General features: G+C 67.0%; 15 protein-coding genes. 11 read left to right on the forward strand and 4 right to left on the reverse strand.

Going from position 1 to position 15,532, the window contains the following annotated elements:
* The first annotated feature begins 1 nt into the window (after position 1).
* From GLR48_RS01030 to GLR48_RS01045, 4 genes are read left to right on the forward strand one after another with little or no spacing between them, the layout of a single operon-like run.
* Positions 2 to 670 carry a glutathione S-transferase family protein gene (locus tag GLR48_RS01030; RefSeq protein WP_237057932.1) on the forward strand — a complete coding sequence of 223 codons (669 nt, stop codon included), beginning with the start codon at positions 2 to 4 and terminating at the stop codon, positions 668 to 670.
* Positions 670 to 2,043: an L-serine ammonia-lyase gene (locus tag GLR48_RS01035; protein WP_237057934.1), complete on the forward strand. Its 1,374-nt coding sequence runs from the start codon at positions 670 to 672 to the stop codon at positions 2,041 to 2,043. The genes GLR48_RS01030 and GLR48_RS01035 overlap by 1 nt, the downstream gene beginning before the upstream one ends.
* A gap of 39 nt (positions 2,044 to 2,082) precedes the next feature.
* A complete protein-coding gene (locus tag GLR48_RS01040; RefSeq protein ID WP_336886608.1) occupies positions 2,083 to 3,057 on the forward strand; it encodes a DMT family transporter in 975 nt (324 codons plus the stop codon).
* Positions 3,054 to 3,989 (forward strand): DMT family transporter, encoded by a 936-nt coding sequence (locus GLR48_RS01045; protein ID WP_237057936.1) that lies wholly within the window; start codon positions 3,054 to 3,056, stop codon positions 3,987 to 3,989. Before GLR48_RS01040 ends, GLR48_RS01045 begins: the two co-directional genes overlap by 4 nt.
* Here the strand turns inward: GLR48_RS01045 and GLR48_RS01050 are convergent.
* Positions 3,904 to 4,566 (reverse strand): thiamine diphosphokinase, encoded by a 663-nt coding sequence (locus GLR48_RS01050; protein ID WP_237057938.1) that lies wholly within the window; start codon positions 4,564 to 4,566, stop codon positions 3,904 to 3,906. The genes GLR48_RS01045 and GLR48_RS01050 overlap by 86 nt on opposite strands.
* 139 nt (positions 4,567 to 4,705) lie before the next feature.
* Between GLR48_RS01050 and GLR48_RS01055 the strand changes: the two genes are divergently transcribed.
* On the forward strand, positions 4,706 to 7,294 hold the full coding sequence (locus GLR48_RS01055; protein WP_237057940.1) for a hypothetical protein: 2,589 nt from the start codon (positions 4,706 to 4,708) through the stop codon (positions 7,292 to 7,294).
* Positions 7,295 to 7,365: 71 nt separating this feature from the next.
* On the opposite strand, the gene GLR48_RS01060 is transcribed toward GLR48_RS01055, so the two are convergent.
* Together GLR48_RS01060 and GLR48_RS01065 are read right to left on the reverse strand one after the other, a co-directional pair.
* The gene (locus GLR48_RS01060) at positions 7,366 to 7,605 is read right to left on the reverse strand and encodes a DUF2842 domain-containing protein (protein ID WP_237057942.1); all 240 of its coding nucleotides are present in this window, start codon (positions 7,603 to 7,605) and stop codon (positions 7,366 to 7,368) included.
* Positions 7,602 to 8,897 carry an adenylosuccinate synthase gene (locus GLR48_RS01065; protein ID WP_237057944.1) on the reverse strand — a complete coding sequence of 432 codons (1,296 nt, stop codon included), beginning with the start codon at positions 8,895 to 8,897 and terminating at the stop codon, positions 7,602 to 7,604. Before GLR48_RS01065 ends, GLR48_RS01060 begins: the two co-directional genes overlap by 4 nt.
* Positions 8,898 to 9,145: 248 nt before the next feature.
* Here GLR48_RS01065 and secG point away from each other — a divergent pair, with 248 nt between their 5' ends.
* Both secG and GLR48_RS01075 read left to right on the forward strand, forming a co-directional pair.
* A complete protein-coding gene (gene secG / locus GLR48_RS01070) occupies positions 9,146 to 9,748 on the forward strand; it encodes a preprotein translocase subunit SecG (protein WP_237057946.1) in 603 nt (200 codons plus the stop codon).
* 164 nt (positions 9,749 to 9,912) lie between these two features.
* Complete coding sequence (locus GLR48_RS01075; protein ID WP_237057947.1) at positions 9,913 to 11,556, forward strand: CTP synthase; 1,644 nt, start codon at positions 9,913 to 9,915, stop codon at positions 11,554 to 11,556.
* A 136-nt stretch (positions 11,557 to 11,692) separates the two neighbouring features.
* Here GLR48_RS01075 and GLR48_RS01080 read toward each other — a convergent pair whose 3' ends face one another.
* The gene (locus GLR48_RS01080; protein WP_237057948.1) at positions 11,693 to 12,475 is read right to left on the reverse strand and encodes a MipA/OmpV family protein; all 783 of its coding nucleotides are present in this window, start codon (positions 12,473 to 12,475) and stop codon (positions 11,693 to 11,695) included.
* Between the two features lie 104 nt (positions 12,476 to 12,579).
* On the opposite strand from GLR48_RS01080, the gene rlmJ reads away from it, so the two are divergent.
* The 4 genes from rlmJ to GLR48_RS01100 all read left to right on the forward strand — a co-directional run bounded on the left by rlmJ (position 12,580) and on the right by GLR48_RS01100 (position 15,503).
* Complete coding sequence (gene rlmJ, locus GLR48_RS01085) at positions 12,580 to 13,362, forward strand: 23S rRNA (adenine(2030)-N(6))-methyltransferase RlmJ (RefSeq protein WP_237057949.1); 783 nt, start codon at positions 12,580 to 12,582, stop codon at positions 13,360 to 13,362.
* Between the two features lie 45 nt (positions 13,363 to 13,407).
* Complete coding sequence (locus tag GLR48_RS01090) at positions 13,408 to 13,842, forward strand: tellurite resistance TerB family protein (protein WP_237057950.1); 435 nt, start codon at positions 13,408 to 13,410, stop codon at positions 13,840 to 13,842.
* A gap of 55 nt (positions 13,843 to 13,897) precedes the next feature.
* The gene (locus GLR48_RS01095; RefSeq protein ID WP_237057951.1) at positions 13,898 to 14,677 is read left to right on the forward strand and encodes an ABC transporter ATP-binding protein; all 780 of its coding nucleotides are present in this window, start codon (positions 13,898 to 13,900) and stop codon (positions 14,675 to 14,677) included.
* Positions 14,678 to 14,780: 103 nt separating this feature from the next.
* Entirely contained in the window at positions 14,781 to 15,503 is a 723-nt protein-coding gene (locus GLR48_RS01100; RefSeq protein WP_237057952.1) for a transporter substrate-binding domain-containing protein, read from the forward strand.
* The last annotated feature ends 29 nt before the right edge of the window (positions 15,504 to 15,532 follow it).

Raw genomic sequence — 15,532 nt, forward strand, 5'->3', positions numbered from 1 at the left:
CATGGAATCCCTTCGCCTGCATTACGCGCCCGACAACGCCTCGCTTTGCGTGCGCCTTGCGCTGGAATTTGCGGGGCAGGACTACTCGACTGTCCTGGTCGACCGGACCCGCAACGCGCAACGAGACCCGGATTATCTTGCCCTTAATCCTGCGGGTCTGATCCCGGCGCTGGAAACACCCTCCGGTCCCATATTCGAGACGGGCGCCATCCTGCTTTGGCTGGCCGACCGGCATCCGGGCAGCCTGTGTCCCGCCCCGGACGATGCTGCACGGGGTCAGGCCCTGTCATGGCTGTTCTGGCTATCGAACACGCTGCATGCGACGCTGCGCACCCTCTTTTATCCAGAGCAATATCTGCCCGCAGCCCCCGCCAGCCTGCGCCATGCCGCGCGGCACCGCGCCGCTACGCACCTCGACCTGCTGGAAAGGCACTGGGTGCCGGACCACGTGCTGCACATGTGCTATCTGGCGCCTCTGCTGCGCTGGCCCGCACTTTATGGCGGGCCGACCGACTGGTATGACCTCAGGCACTGGCCCCGCCTGCACCGTTTCGCGCAGGTGTTCGAGGAAAGCGCACCGGCGCTGCGTGCCGCCCGCGCCGAAGGCCTTGGGCCCACACCCTTTTCCGCCCCCGTCCTGCCGGACCCGCCCGAAGGAAGTGCCACCTGATGTTCCTGTCCGTCTTCGATATGTTCAAGGTCGGCGTCGGTCCGTCGTCGTCACACACCATCGGCCCGATGGTCGCCGCCGCACGGTTCCTCGATCACCTGCGCGCGCAGCCTTTCGCGGTGGCGCGGGTCCGCGCCAGTCTGCACGGCAGCCTTGCGTTCACCGGCATCGGCCATGCGACAGACCGCGCGGTGATGCTCGGCCTCGCCGGTCAGCGGGCCGACGACTATGACGCCGCCCGCGCCGAGGCGGCGCTGGAGGCCATCAGGACGCAGCACGAGATTGCACCGGACGGCCTGCTGCCCCTGCGCTTCGATCCGAAGGACGATCTGCTGTTCGACTACGGCCCTGCCCTGCCCGGTCACGCGAATGGCCTGATATTCAAGGGGCTGGATGCACAGGGCGATACGGTCACCCAGGTGACTTACTATTCCGTCGGCGGTGGCTTCGTGCTGACCGCGGACGAACTCGCCGCAGGGCGCGACACCGACGACGGCCCGCCGGTGCCCTGGCCCTTCCGAACCGCGGCACAGATGCTGGACATGGCGCAAACCTCAGGCAAAAGCATTGCCACGCTCAAGCGTGAAAACGAACTCAGCCGCCGCCGCGCGACAGATGTGGACGCGGGGCTGACCCGGATCTGGGCGGTGATGAACGCCTGCATCGACCGGGGACTGGCAGCGACGGGCACCCTGCCCGGCGGTCTGAACGTGCGCCGCCGCGCCCACGGCATCCATCAGGCGCTGCTGGCAGAGCGTGGTCTGAACCAGCCCGCCCCCCATACGATCAACGACTGGATGTCCGCCTACGCCATGGCCGTGAACGAGGAAAACGCCGCCGGCGGTCAGGTGGTTACCGCCCCCACCAACGGTGCCGCAGGTGTCCTGCCGGCCACGATCCGCTACTGGCTGGACCACGTGCCCGGCGCGGCCCCCTCGAAAATCCCCGATTTCCTGCTGACCGCCGCCGCCATCGGCGGATTGATCAAGTTCAACGCCAGCATCTCCGGTGCCGAATGCGGCTGCCAGGCCGAGGTCGGTTCTGCCGCCGCCATGGCCGCCGCAGGGCTTTGCGCGGTGCTGGGCGGCAGTCCCGCGCAGATCGAGAACGCGGCAGAGATCGCGCTGGAGCATCACCTTGGCATGACCTGCGACCCGGTCCGCGGTCTGGTGCAGGTGCCCTGCATCGAGCGTAACGGTCTGGGCTGCATCAAGGCCGTCTCGGCCGCCAGCCTCGCCTTGCGGGGTGACGGCGTGCATCTGGTGCCGCTGGACGCCGCGATCGAGACGATGCGCCAGACGGGCGCCGACATGAGCGAGAAATACAAGGAAACATCCCTTGGCGGGCTGGCGGTCAATGTCCCCAACTGCTGATCCCCTGGCGAATTCCCCGCGAAAACACGGAGTGCGCCCGTGACGCCTGCCGATCGCATCCTTCCGGGCATCGTGCTGATGCTGGGGTTCTGCGCGACGGCGCCCCTGATCGATGCTGCGTCCAAGCTGGCGGCCCAGTCGCTGCCCGTGGGCCAGATCACCACGGCGCGCTTCATCGTGCAGGCCGCCCTGATGGCGCCGGTCTGCCTGGCGCTGGGGCAGTCGGTCCGGCTGCCCCGCGGGGCCGGCCGCGCGCTGGTCGCCCGCGCGCTTTGCCTGATTGCCTCGACCTATTGCTTCGTCGCGGCGCTGACGGTGATGCCGATGGCCGACGCCCTCGCCATCGCCTTTGTCGAGCCGTTCCTGTTGCTGATCCTCGGCCACCTGATCTTTGCCGACCCCGTCGGTCCGCGCCGGATCGCCGCCTGCGCCGTGGGGTTCGCCGGATCGCTACTGGTGATCCGGCCCAGCCTCGCGGCCTTCGGCCCGATGGCGCTGTTCCCGCTCGGCACCGCGCTGTCCTTCGCGCTCTACATGCTGGTCACGCGCAGCCTGTCGCGGCGCATGCACCCGGTGGCGATGCAGTTCCACACCTCGACCGTTGCGATGGCGCTGTGCCTGCCGGTCATGCTGATCGCTGCGGGCCGCGACTGGCCGACCCTGTCGCCAGTGCTGCCGCAGGGCCTCGCCTGGGCTTGGCTGGCGGGGGTAGGCGCGGCCTCTGCCGTGGCCCACCTGATGATGACCTATGCCCTGCGCGCCGCGCCCGCCGCGACGCTGGCGCCGCTGCATTACCTCGAAATCGTCAGCGCGGTCGCCTTGGGCTACACCATCTTCGGCGATTTCCCCGATGCCCTGACATGGACCGGGATCGCGGTCATCGTAGCCTCCGGCCTTTATATCATCGCGAGAGAGCGCCATACGGCGCGGCAGCCGGCGACGCTGGCGATTGCCGTGGGCCTGACGCCCCAGAACCTGACACCGCGCGACGTGCAGCCGGACAGCGCACCGTGACGGGCGACCGCCCGTTCGCCGGGATCCTGCTGATGCTGGGGTTCTGCGTGCTCGCCCCCTTGGGCGACGGCATGGCCAAGCTTCTGGGCACCGGCACCGGCCTGCTGATCCTGATGCTGTCGCGCTTCGTCACGCAGGCCGCCATCCTCGGCGCCGCGGCGCTGTGGCAAGGCGAAAGTTTGCGCGCCCCGCGCGGCACCCGCGCCCTGATCGCCCTGCGCACCCTGCTGCACATTGGCGGCATGGGCCTGATGTTCGCGGCGCTGCGGGTGCTGCCGCTGGCGGATGCGCTGGCGATCGCCTTCGTCATGCCCTTCATCGCGCTGCTGCTGGGCTGGGCGCTGCTGGGCGAAACCGTGGGGCCGCACCGGCTCAGCGCCTGTGGCGTGGGCTTTGTCGGCACGATGCTGGTGATCCAGCCGAACTTTGTCGCGGTCGGTGCGGCGGCCCTTCTGCCGCTGGGGGTCGCGGTCTGCTTTGCCGGCTTCATGCTGGTCACGCGGCACATTTCGCGCCGTCTGGGGCCGGTGCGGATGCAGGCGATCAGCGGCTGGCAGGCGAGCCTTCTGATCGCCCTTGCCGTCCTACTGGTCCCCGACCGCAGCCTGACCACACTGCCCGCCGCCGCGTCTGACGCGCTGCTGCTGGCGGTCATGGGGGTCATGGGCACAGCGGCGCAACTGATGATGACCGCCAGCCTGCGCCTCGCGCCAGCCGCAACCCTCGCACCGATGCAGTATCTGGAGATTCCGTTCGGCACCGCCATCGGCTGGCTGATGTTCCGCGAACTGCCCAATGGCCTCGCCGCCCTCGGCATCGTCATCACGGTCGCCGCAGGGCTTTACGTCATCGCCCGCGAACGACGTCTGTCACGACCCGTGCCGCCTGTGGTGACAGGGTCAGCAGCACCGGGCCTGCCACCTGCAATCTGACCGGGCTGGCGGCAACTGCGTTGGAACTGCTGACCAGTCCGTCCGGCGCCATGGCACGGTCGTCCAGGTCCCAGCGCAGTCCCTGACTGCTGACGCGCGCCTGTCCCAGTGGCAGCAGGCCCAGCGGCAGCCCCTCTGCCACCGGCCAGACGCTGTCGCCCTGCGGCAACAGCACGCAGACGTCCCACCGCGAGACCAGCACCACATGCCAGGCCCGCAACCGTGCGAGGACGCCCAGCGTCGACAGCGTGTGATCCAGCCGCCCCCCCAGAAACCCCGCCGCCATGATCAACGGTGCTGTGATCCGGGTCAGACACTTTTCGAAATCCGTGGTATCCTGTTCGGCCACCGGATGCATGATGGTACCGAAAGCGGCACGCGCCGCAGGGGTCAGCGAATCCATGTCGCCGATCACGGCGGCCGGCCGCAGCCCGGCCCGCAGCGCATGATCCGCGCCACCGTCGGCGGCCACGACCGTTGGCGCAAAGCTTAGGCACATGTTAAGGTCGTGTGCGTCTATATCGGCACCACCAAGCAGCGTGACAGGAGTCGCAGCGTGAACAATCGGCTGAATCATGGGGTATTGTCCCTTTTTGGGCGACATTCCTTGAAAGGGACACAAAATCAACCCGTCGCGACCGCCTGTCGGTGCCGCTTTGCGAACCAATTGCTGGTAAACACGGTTTCACTTGGACTGGCAGAAAGCGAGCGAAATCATGGTTGAGTCGAGCAAGATTCTCACCGTTTCCTATGGCACTTTCTCGTGCACGCTGGAGGGATTCGATGATTCCTTCTCGACGATGAAAGCGATTGCGGAGTATTTCCGTGATCTGGCCGCGGGTGACCGTTATTTCGGGGCAGAACCGCCCACGCCAGATGCCGAAATGCTGACGCGGATCGCGGAACGCGAAATCTCGCGCCGGGTCGAAATGCGCAGCAGCACCACCGGGATCGTCCTGCGCGCCAGCGACCCCGCGCCTGCGGTCGCTGCGCCACAGGTTTCCGAACGGGTCACGTTCCCGCAGACCCGGAAGCAGGCACCGCAGCCACAGGCCGAGGACGAGGTCGAAGAGCAGGCCGAACCGCAGGTGCAGGATCTGCTGCGGCCAGCCAATGCCGCTGCGGTCGCCGAGGCAGACATGTCGGACGCTGCCGACAATGATGCGTCGGACGACGCGGACATAGCGTCTGTCCTTGACGCCGCACCGGTCATGCCGCCTGCACCGCGCCCCCCCGTGAACGGGCCATCCATGGCGCAAGCGGCCAACCGCGCGCGGGACGTCATGCAAGATCCCGATCGCGCCGACAATAACCAGGACACGCGCATGGCGCCCGCTGTGCAGAAACAACCGGACATCACCGGCACCGGCCCGTCGGACGACACCCCCCCCTACCGCGCAACCGTGCCAGCCCATCCCGATGCCGACAGCGTCGCGGCAAAGCTGCAGCGGATTCGGGCGGTGGTCGGCGGTGTGCCCCTGACCACGCCCGCCACCTACGCCGAAGACCTGGACGTGACGACGGATGCCAGCGACGAGACGATGGATCTCGATCTGCATGCCGATGCAGAACCTCCGACCGCACCGATCTCTTCCGTTGAGGCACCGGAGACGGCCGAGGATTCGCAGGACCAGACCGACACGTCCGCATCCGTGGCTGTGGCCAGCGACGCAGAGCGTTCGGATGCAGAGTTGGACAGCGCGATTGCGCGCGCCATGGCCGTCTTCGGGGGGCAGGACTCGCCCGACACCGACACTCAAACTGACACTGACACTGACACTGACACTGACACTGACACTGGCGACGCCGACAGCGAAGCACAGGATGCGACCCAGTCCGACGACGGCCTGATCGCAACAACTCTGGCTGACGCGGGCCCGTCGCCTGCGGGTCCCGCCACAGACGCGGCCTCCTCTCAGGCGCCAGATCAAGACGCATCTGTCGCGGCACCGGCTGACGCCGAAGCAGACAAGACGGCAGCAACCGCGCCGACGGATGAAACCGACGATCAGATTTCAGCCGTGTTGCGCAACCTCGAACGGGCCGGCCTGCGCCAGACCCAAAAGGAGCAGGCACCGACCGACAACACCGCCGCACGCCAGACGGACAGCGCAGTGCCTGCGCCCGCCCCGGTCGCGGCCGCGACAAAGGAACCTGCGCCGATTGCGCCGCCAGCGGCACCGCGCGGCCGGATCCTGCGTATCACCCGGCGCCCCCGCGACCCCGACATCCAGCCCGCGGCTGAGGCGCCTGTCACCACGGCTGACACCGACGACACCGTCACGGCAATCCCTGCCACCGCTGCCACGGACGAAGCGATCCCGGAGGCGCCAAACCCGTCTGCCGAGGCTTCTGCGCACGCCGATGGTGCAAAGACTGCGGTTGCCGACGATTTCGCGGACTCCGTCGCAGCGCGCGACGGGGCTGGCGACATGATCGACTTCGACCCCGAGGCCATCGAAAGCACCCTGTCCGAGGATGACGAAGCGGATCTGCAACGGGAACTGGCGTCCTTGGTCGCGGAGCAGGATGCCGAACAGGCACCTCAACCGGCACCGGCAGAAGCAACCGACGCGCCGGCCCCCCTTGCACCGGCTGCGGACGAACAGTCCAAACCGCGCCGCGACCCCCTGCCCGACACGTCAGAGGCGGAAATGTCGCGGATCATGTCCCAGGCCGACGACGAACTGGCCGATCCCAACGCCAGCCGCCGCCGCAACGCCATCGCCCACCTCAAGGCCGCCGTCGCCGCGACAGAAGCGGCGCGCCAGTTGGGCGAGGCCGGCACCGACCGCACAGCCACCGAAGAGGTGTTCCGCGACGACCTGCAAAAGGTCGTCCAGCCGCGCCGCGCCCCGCGCCCCGAGGCAGCACCCGACCGGTCCGAGCGTCAGCGCCCCGGCCCGCTGAAGCTGGTGGCGAGCCAGCGCATCGATCTGGGCGATACGGCGCCCGCCGAATCGGTGCAGCCCCGGCGCATCGCGACCCCCGCGGCTGAGGCGCCCGCCAGCGACACCGGCAACTTTGCCGAATTCGCCGAACAGATGGGTGCGACCAGCCTGCAGGACCTGCTGGAAGCAGCGGCCGCCTACACGGCCTTCGTCGAGGGATCGGAAGATTTCTCTCGCCCGCACATCATGCAGAAGGTCAAACAGACGGTGGCCCAGGATTTCAGCCGCGAAGATGGTCTGCGGTCCTTTGGCACCCTGCTGCGGCAGGGCCGGATCGAACGGGTCCGCAACGGTCGCTTTGCCGTGTCGCACCGGACCCGGTTCAAGCCGGATGCGATGGCCGCCGGGGGCTGACAGGCCCAAGATCAAAACGAAAAAAGGCGACGGGTTCACACCCGTCGCCTTTTTCACATCTGGCGCCGCGTTCAGTCTTCGCGATCATCGGGATCGGCCTGACCGATCCCGCGAAAGATGCTGCGAAACGGCCAGGCCCACAGGATGCCAAGCCCGACATAGATCGCCAGTTCCAGCCAGATCGACGGGCGGTCCAGCGTCGAGGTGATGGTGACCGCGACCACGATGTAGGCGGGCAGGCCGATCACCAGAATCAGCAGTGCCCACCGCTTGCGCGCCTTGTAGCTGAGGTTCGCGAACCAGCCGTTCATCGCGCCGCGAACGGATCGGTGACAAGGATCGTGTCCTCCCGCTCCGGCGAGGTCGAGACCAGTGCCACCGGGCAGTCGATCAGTTCCTCGATCCGGCGGACGTATTTGATCGCCTGCGCGGGCAGGTCGTTCCACGACCGCGCGCCTTCGGTCGATTCCGACCAACCGGGCATTTCCTCGTAGATCGGCGTGCAGCGCGCCTGTTGGTCGGCGGCGGTCGGCAGGTAATCCAGCACCGTGCCGTCCAGATCGTAGCCGGTGCAGATCTTCAGCGTCTCGAACCCGTCCAGCACATCAAGCTTGGTCAGCGAGATGCCGGACACGCCAGAGGTCGCACAGGTCTGCCGCACCAGCGCTGCATCGAACCAGCCGCAGCGGCGCTTGCGCCCGGTGGTGGTGCCGAATTCATGGCCGCGCTGGCCCAGCTTCTCGCCGTCTTCGTCCAGCAACTCTGTCGGAAACGGGCCTTCGCCGACGCGCGTGGTATAGGCCTTCACGATGCCGAGGACAAAATCGATGGCCCCCGGCCCGACGCCGGTGCCCGTCGCGGCCTGCCCTGCGATGACGTTGGAGGACGTCACGAAGGGATAGGTGCCGAAGTCGATATCCAGCAGCGCGCCCTGCGCGCCCTCGAACAGGATGCGTTTGCCTTCCTTGCGCTTGTCGTTCAGCACCTTCCAGACGGGTGCTGCGTATTCCAGAATGGCGGGTGCCACCGCGCGCAGTTGCGCCAGCAGGTCATCCCGGTCGATGGGATCAAGGCCAAGGCCCCGGCGCAGCGCATCGTGGTGGACAAGCGCGCGGTCGACGCGCAGTTCCAGCGTCGCCGCGTCGGCCAGATCGGCCACGCGGATCACACGGCGACCGACCTTGTCCTCGTAACATGGCCCGATGCCGCGCCCGGTGGTGCCGATCTTGGCGACGTCCGCCTGATTTTCGCGGGCGCGGTCCAGCTCGCCGTGGAACGGCAGGATCAGCGGCGTGTTTTCCGCGATCATCAGCGTCTCGGGCGTGATCTCGACGCCCTGGGCGCGGATCGTCTCGATCTCTTTCAGCAGGTGCCAGGGATCAAGGACGACGCCGTTGCCGATCACGCTCAGCTTGCCGCCGCGCACGACGCCCGACGGCAGGGCGTGCAGCTTGTAGACGGTGCCGTCGATGACCAGCGTGTGGCCGGCGTTGTGGCCCCCCTGAAAGCGGGCGACGACGTCGGCCCGCTCGCTCAGCCAATCGACGATCTTGCCTTTTCCCTCGTCGCCCCACTGGGCGCCGACGACGACAACGTTTGCCATGATATCAGGTCCTCTGCCGGAATTTCCGTTGACCGCTATATGCGGATGGGCAGTGTCTTGAAACCGAAAAACATGTCCCGCCGCACCAGAGGGCGGCAAAGCGACGGGCCGCGCGACGCTTCCCCCCCGACGCGCCGCGATTCTGCCGTTGACAGCCTGCCCCTTACGCGCCGTGCTTTGGGGTTGCGGCATGGGGGCCTTCGGCATAGACAGCGCCGAACCGCAGGCAACCCGCAGGCCCCTTCGTCATGCAATACGAAAATGTCGTCCTCGTCATCCACCTGATTCTCGCGCTGACGCTGATCGGCACCGTGCTGCTGCAGCGGTCCGAAGGCGGCGGTCTGGGCGTGGGCGGCGGCGGTGGTGCGACGGGCAGCAGACCCGCGCCGACCGCGATGGGCAAGGTCACCTGGATCCTCGCGCTGGGGTTCATCGCCACGTCGATCGCGCTGACGATCATTGCCGCTGAAAACGCCGCCGGTGCATCTGTCGTCGACCGCCTGCAGGACGCGCCGGTCTCTGATCCCGCGCAGCCCGCGACACCGGGTCTGGGCAACGACCTGCTGCCCCCACCGGCCAACGATGCATCATTGACGCCGGGCGGCAACGACGCCGCACCCGCCGCGAAGACGCCCGCGGCTGACGCGACCGCCCCCGCCGCTGACACCGCTGCTCCCGCGCCAGAGGCTGCGCCGACCACGACAGTCCCCGCACCGGCCGCCGATGCGCCCCAGCCTGCCGCGGAAACGCCGGCACCCGCAGCCCCGGCTGACACGACGCCCGCCACCGATACGCCTGCCGCAGATGTCCCGGCCACTGGCGACGCGCCGCAGACTCCTGCGGGGAACTGAGGCCGCACGTCCCACAATACGTTGCCGCGCAGCCGCGCGGCACATCATGATCTTGCGTCACGGGTTGCGCTGGGTGGCCATTTCCGGCTATTCTCAAATCCCGTGATATTGCGATCCCAAGGGGGTCGCCGGTCTGCAATTCTGACACGCACGGGGGCCTTACCATGGCACGTTTCATCTTCATCACGGGCGGGGTTGTGTCCTCTTTGGGCAAGGGGCTGGCCTCTGCCGCCCTTGGCGCCCTGCTGCAGGCGCGCGGCTATACGGTCCGCCTGCGCAAGCTGGACCCTTACCTGAACGTCGACCCCGGCACGATGTCACCGTTCGAGCATGGCGAGGTCTTCGTGACCGACGACGGCGCGGAAACCGACCTCGACCTTGGCCACTACGAACGCTTCACCGGCGTCGCGGCGCGCATGAGCGATTCGATCAGCTCCGGCCGCGTCTATTCCACGGTGCTGGAAAAGGAACGCCGCGGCGACTACCTCGGCAAGACGATCCAGGTCATTCCCCACGTCACGAACGAGATCAAGGACTTCATCCGCATCGGTGAGGACGAGGTCGATTTCATGCTCTGCGAAATCGGCGGCACCGTCGGCGACATCGAGGGCCTGCCCTTCTTCGAGGCGATCCGCCAGTTCGCGCAGGATAAGCCGCGCGGCCAGTGCATCTTCATGCACCTGACGCTGCTGCCCTACCTCGCCGCCAGCGGCGAGTTGAAGACCAAGCCGACGCAGCACTCGGTCAAGGAGCTGCGCAGCATCGGCCTCGCGCCCGACATCCTCGTCTGCCGGTCGGAACATCCGATCCCGGAACGCGAGCGTGAAAAGATCGGCCTGTTCTGCAACGTCCGCAAGGACGCCGTGATCGCCGCCTACGACCTCAAGTCGATCTACGAGGCGCCGCTGGCCTACCACGCACAGGGTCTGGATCAGGCGGTGCTCGACGCCTTCAACATCTCGCCCGCCCCCGCGCCGAACCTTGCCGTCTGGCACGACGTCGCCGACCGCATCCATAACCCCGAAGGTCAGGTCAGCGTCGCCATCGTCGGCAAATACACGCAGCTGGAAGACGCCTACAAATCCATCGCAGAAGCGCTGACCCACGGGGGCATGGCGAACCGGGTCAAGGTCAAGATCGAATGGGTCGACGCCGAACTCTTCGACCGCGAGGATGCCGCCCCCTACCTCGAAGGTTTCCACGCGATCCTCGTGCCCGGCGGCTTTGGCGAACGCGGCACCGAAGGCAAGATCAAGGCCGCGCAATTCGCCCGCGAAAAGGGCGTGCCCTACCTCGGCATCTGCCTCGGCATGCAGATGGCTGTGATCGAGGCCGCGCGCAACGTCGCGGGCCTGACCACCGCCGGGTCAGAGGAATTCGACCACGAATCCGGCAGCCGCCGGTTCGAGCCGGTCGTCTACCACCTCAAGGAATGGGTGCAGGGCAACCAGACCGTCGCGCGCAAGGCCGACGACGCCAAGGGCGGCACCATGCGCCTCGGCGCCTACGATGCGATCCTGCGCGAAGGCTCCAAGGTCGCCGAGGTTTACGGCACCACCACGATCGAGGAACGCCACCGCCACCGCTACGAGGTCGACACCAAGTACCGCGAAAAGCTGGAGGCGACCGGCCTGTGCTTTACCGGCATGTCGCCGGACGGCAAGCTGCCGGAAATCGTCGAATGGACCAACCACCCGTGGTTCATCGGCGTCCAGTTCCATCCGGAGCTGAAGTCGAAACCCTTCGCCCCGCATCCCCTTTTCGCAGACTTCGTCCGCGCCGCCGTGGAAAACAGCCGCCTGGTCTAGACACGCGCCCCACCTTCTTCTGGTCGAAAATACTTTGGGGGTGCGGGGGCAAAGCCCCCGCGACACAGGCCCCCGCCAGACACAAAAAAGGCGCGCCCGGACCCGGACGCGCCTTTTTGTCTGTCTTGAACAGTGTTCAGAAGCTGAAGCGCCGCGTGATCACCAGACCGGCAGAGGTCATCGAATCCTTGCCCTGACGCACGATCGGGCTGTTTTCCGCATCGTTGACGAACTTGTCGTAGCGCACCAGTGCCTTCATCGACCAGTCGGGGGTGAAGTCATAAACGGCAGAGGCTTCGATCCCCTGCCCCAGCAGACCGCCAGCGGCGCTGTATCCGCCGACCGGCGTGAACTGGCTCAGACGCGATCCTGCCGCCTTGGCGCGCACGGCCTCGGTTGCGGTCACGCCAAAATACTGTTGCGCGAAATCGTCATCGCCGAACGACAGACGCGGGCCGACACGCAGCTCCAGCTGGCGCGACGGATGAAAGATCGCGTCCGCCCCCACGTCACCGACCAGCGCCGAATGACCGGTCACGCCATAGCGCGCCACGGCGAACAGGTAGTAGTTCCGCGCCGTGTAGGTGACACCGCCGCCCAGTTCGATGGCTGCATCGATCGGATCGGTGCCGGCCAGTTCCTTGTACTTCGACCCGTTGCGCTCGTTGATGAACCCCAGCGACCCGGTAAAGCCGAAACCCATCGGCTCCACCCCGTCGGCCGAACCGAAATGCAGCGGCCCGACGTTCAGCTCCTGAATGTCGAAGCTGCCGCCGATCCCGGTCTCGTAGTCGGACGACCCGAAATAGCCGGGCTGGATCTGCGGGCCGAGGCCGATCGAGAAGGTGTTCTGCGCAAAGGCCGCAACGGGCAGAAACGCCGCGACAAAAGCCGCGGGCAGCAGGCGGGAAAAGGACATGGATCTGACTTTCCGGAGGTTGGATGTAATTTGTGCCGACCCTAACAACAATGATCCGCCCGGCAAGGCTTCACGGCGCAGGCAAAGAAGGTTAGGGCAGAGTGATGCTATCATATCAACACGCCTATCACGCGGGCAACATGGCCGACGTCCACAAGCACGCCCTGCTGGCGTGGATGCTGGACTACATGATCCAGAAGCCCAAGCCCCTGTCCTATCTCGAAACCCACGCCGGTCGCGCGCTCTATGACCTGTCGGGGGTCGAGTCCGCCAAGACCGGCGAGGCCGCGCAGGGGATCGCGCTCGCCGCGGGCTGGTTCGCGCCCGATCACCCCTACGCCCGCGCGCTTGCCAAGACGCGCAGCCTTCACGGCCGTCACGCGTATCCCGGCAGCCCGCAGATCGCGCTCGATACGCTCCGGTTCGAGGACGAGGTCACCCTCGCCGAACTGCACCCCGCCGAGGCGGAGGCCCTGCGCACCGCCCTGCCCGGCGTCACCGTGACGCAGACCGACGGCCTTGCGATGGCCCTGTCCCGCTGCCCGCCGGACCCGCGCCGGGGCCTGCTGCTCTGCGATCCCAGCTGGGAGGTGAAGGCGGACTACGACGAGGTGCCCGAATTCCTGCGCAAGCTGCATCGCCGCTGGCCCGTGGGTGTGCTGGCGCTGTGGTATCCGGTCCTGACCGACGCCCGGCACAAACCGATGCTGCGCGTCCTGCACCGGCAGTTTCCCGATGCCATCTCTCACACCGTGAACTTCCCGCCCGCCCGGCCGGGTCACGGCATGGTCGGGTCCGGCCTTTTCGTCGTCAACCCGCCCTACGGCTTCGTGGACGAGGCCAATGCCCTGTCACGGCTTTTTGCGCAGGTGGAACCGCAGACCTGACCGCCCGCCCTTTCCGCGGCGGGTCCGCAGCCCTATAACAAGCCCATGTTTGCAGATCTCCTTCGGCGCATGGCCGCCCCCGCCCCCGACCGGATGCCCGACGCCGATGCGCGTCTGGCACTGGGTGCCCTGCTGGTCCGGCTCGCCCGCGCCGACGGTCGCTACGAACCGATCGAGAAACAGCGGATCGAGGCGGTGCTCTGCCACCGCTATGGCCTCACCGACGCCGCCGACCTGCGCCAGCAGTGCGAGGAACTGGAATCCCAAGCCCCCGACACCGTCCGCTTTACCCGCGCGATCAAGGACGCCGTCGACTACGACCACCGCCTGTCGGTGATCGAGGCGATGTGGCAGATCGTGCTGGCCGATGGCGAGCGTGACGCACAGGAAGACAGCATCATGCGCATGGTCGCCCCGATGCTGGGCGTGACCGATCAGGACAGCAACGCCATCCGCCGCCGGATCGAGGCTCAGGCCTGATCCCCCGCACGGACCCCGTTGCAATCGCCTGCGTTCTGCGGCCTAATTCGGCCCCATGAACACAGCAAAGCCTCCCGTCATCGCGATCCGCAACCTGCACAAGGCATACGGCTCGCTCGAGGTCCTCAAGGGCGTCGACATCACTGCCCCCGCGGGCCACGTCGTCTCGCTCATCGGCTCCTCCGGGTCCGGTAAATCCACCCTGCTGCGCTGCGCCAACCTGCTGGAAGACAGCCAGCAGGGCGATATCCTCTTTGACGGCGAACCCGTCAAATGGAAGGGCGAGGGCCTGAACCGCCGCCCCGCCGACCACGCCCAGATGATCCGTATCCGCACGAACCTGTCGATGGTCTTCCAGCAGTTCAACCTCTGGGCGCATATGACGATCCTGCAGAACGTGATGGAGGCGCCGCTGACGGTCCTCAAACGCGACCGGGCCGAGGTTGCCGATGCCGCCCGCCGCTACCTCGACAAGGTCGGGATAGGTGACAAGGCCGATGCCTATCCCGCCCAATTATCGGGCGGCCAGCAACAAAGGGCGGCAATCGCCCGCGCGCTTTGCATGGAACCCAAGGCGCTTCTGTTCGACGAACCGACCTCCGCCCTTGACCCGGAACTGGAACAAGAGGTCGTCCGCGTCATCAAGGCGCTGGCCGAAGAAGGCCGCACCATGCTGATCGTGACCCATGACATGCGCATGGCGCAGGATGTCAGCGACCACGTCGTCTTTCTGCATCAAGGCGTGATTGAGGAGGAAGGCGCCCCCGCCGACCTCTTCACCAACCCGCAGACCGACCGCCTGCGCGGGTTCCTCTCGGCCACGGTCCCGGCCTGACGCAACGTCAGCCCGCCGACCCTTGCCATCGGCGGCTTTTCGCATAACCCTCTGCCGATCAACGGGGCCGCAACGCCGGCCTATCCAACGGGAGACGACCGAGATGAAACTGATACTGACCGCCGCAGCCCTGTCGCTGCTTGCCGGGTCCGCCATGGCGCAGGACGTGGTCCGCATGGGGACCGAGGGCGCCTACCCTCCGTACAACTTCATCAATGACGCGGGCGAGGTCGACGGGTTCGAGCGTGTGCTGGGCGACGAGCTGTGCAAGCGGGCCGCGCTGACCTGCACCTGGGTCACCAACGACTGGGACAGCATCATCCCGAACCTCGTCTCCGGTAACTACGACGTCATCATGGCCGGCATGTCGATCACGCCGGAACGGCAAGAGGTCATCGCCTTCTCCGACCCCTACACTCAGCCCGACCCCAGCGCCTTCGTCGCCATGAACGCCGATGCTGACCTGTCGACCGGCATCATCGCCGCCCAGACCGGCACGATTCAGGCCGGCTACGTCGCCGCCGACATGCCCGACGCGACCCTGCTGGAATTCGCGACCCCCGAGGAAGCCGTTTCTGCCGTCCGCAACGGCGAGGCTGACGCCGTGCTGGCCGACAAGGCCTACCTCGTGCCCATCGCCGAGGCCGAAGCCGACCTCGATTTCGCCGGCGACGACGTGCTGATCGGCGGCGGCATCGGTCTGGGCCTGCGCCAGACCGACGCGGAACTGAAGGCGAAATTCGACACCGCCATCCAGTCCATGAAGGACGACGGCAGCCTGAACACGCTGATCACCGAAATGCTGCCCGGTTCCGCGCCGTTCTAAACCAGCTGCGCCGCGCTTCAACTGATGCG

The sequence above is a fragment of the Loktanella sp. M215 genome (genome assembly GCF_021735925.1).
GTDB lineage: Bacteria > Pseudomonadota > Alphaproteobacteria > Rhodobacterales > Rhodobacteraceae > Loktanella.

What these genes read in the sequence shown, in the direction of transcription:
- GLR48_RS01030 (WP_237057932.1), top strand. Translation starts at nt 2, where the DNA reads ATGGAATCCCTTCGCCTGCATTACGCGCCCGACAACGCCTCGCTTTGC.
- GLR48_RS01035 (WP_237057934.1), top strand. Translation starts at nt 670, where the DNA reads ATGTTCCTGTCCGTCTTCGATATGTTCAAGGTCGGCGTCGGTCCGTCG.
- GLR48_RS01050 (WP_237057938.1), bottom strand. Translation starts at nt 4,566, where the DNA reads ATGATTCAGCCGATTGTTCACGCTGCGACTCCTGTCACGCTGCTTGGT.
- GLR48_RS01055 (WP_237057940.1), top strand. Translation starts at nt 4,706, where the DNA reads ATGGTTGAGTCGAGCAAGATTCTCACCGTTTCCTATGGCACTTTCTCG.
- GLR48_RS01060 (WP_237057942.1), bottom strand. Translation starts at nt 7,605, where the DNA reads ATGAACGGCTGGTTCGCGAACCTCAGCTACAAGGCGCGCAAGCGGTGG.
- GLR48_RS01065 (WP_237057944.1), bottom strand. Translation starts at nt 8,897, where the DNA reads ATGGCAAACGTTGTCGTCGTCGGCGCCCAGTGGGGCGACGAGGGAAAA.
- secG (WP_237057946.1), top strand. Translation starts at nt 9,146, where the DNA reads ATGCAATACGAAAATGTCGTCCTCGTCATCCACCTGATTCTCGCGCTG.
- GLR48_RS01075 (WP_237057947.1), top strand. Translation starts at nt 9,913, where the DNA reads ATGGCACGTTTCATCTTCATCACGGGCGGGGTTGTGTCCTCTTTGGGC.
- GLR48_RS01080 (WP_237057948.1), bottom strand. Translation starts at nt 12,475, where the DNA reads ATGTCCTTTTCCCGCCTGCTGCCCGCGGCTTTTGTCGCGGCGTTTCTG.
- rlmJ (WP_237057949.1), top strand. Translation starts at nt 12,580, where the DNA reads ATGCTATCATATCAACACGCCTATCACGCGGGCAACATGGCCGACGTC.
- GLR48_RS01090 (WP_237057950.1), top strand. Translation starts at nt 13,408, where the DNA reads ATGTTTGCAGATCTCCTTCGGCGCATGGCCGCCCCCGCCCCCGACCGG.
- GLR48_RS01095 (WP_237057951.1), top strand. Translation starts at nt 13,898, where the DNA reads ATGAACACAGCAAAGCCTCCCGTCATCGCGATCCGCAACCTGCACAAG.
- GLR48_RS01100 (WP_237057952.1), top strand. Translation starts at nt 14,781, where the DNA reads ATGAAACTGATACTGACCGCCGCAGCCCTGTCGCTGCTTGCCGGGTCC.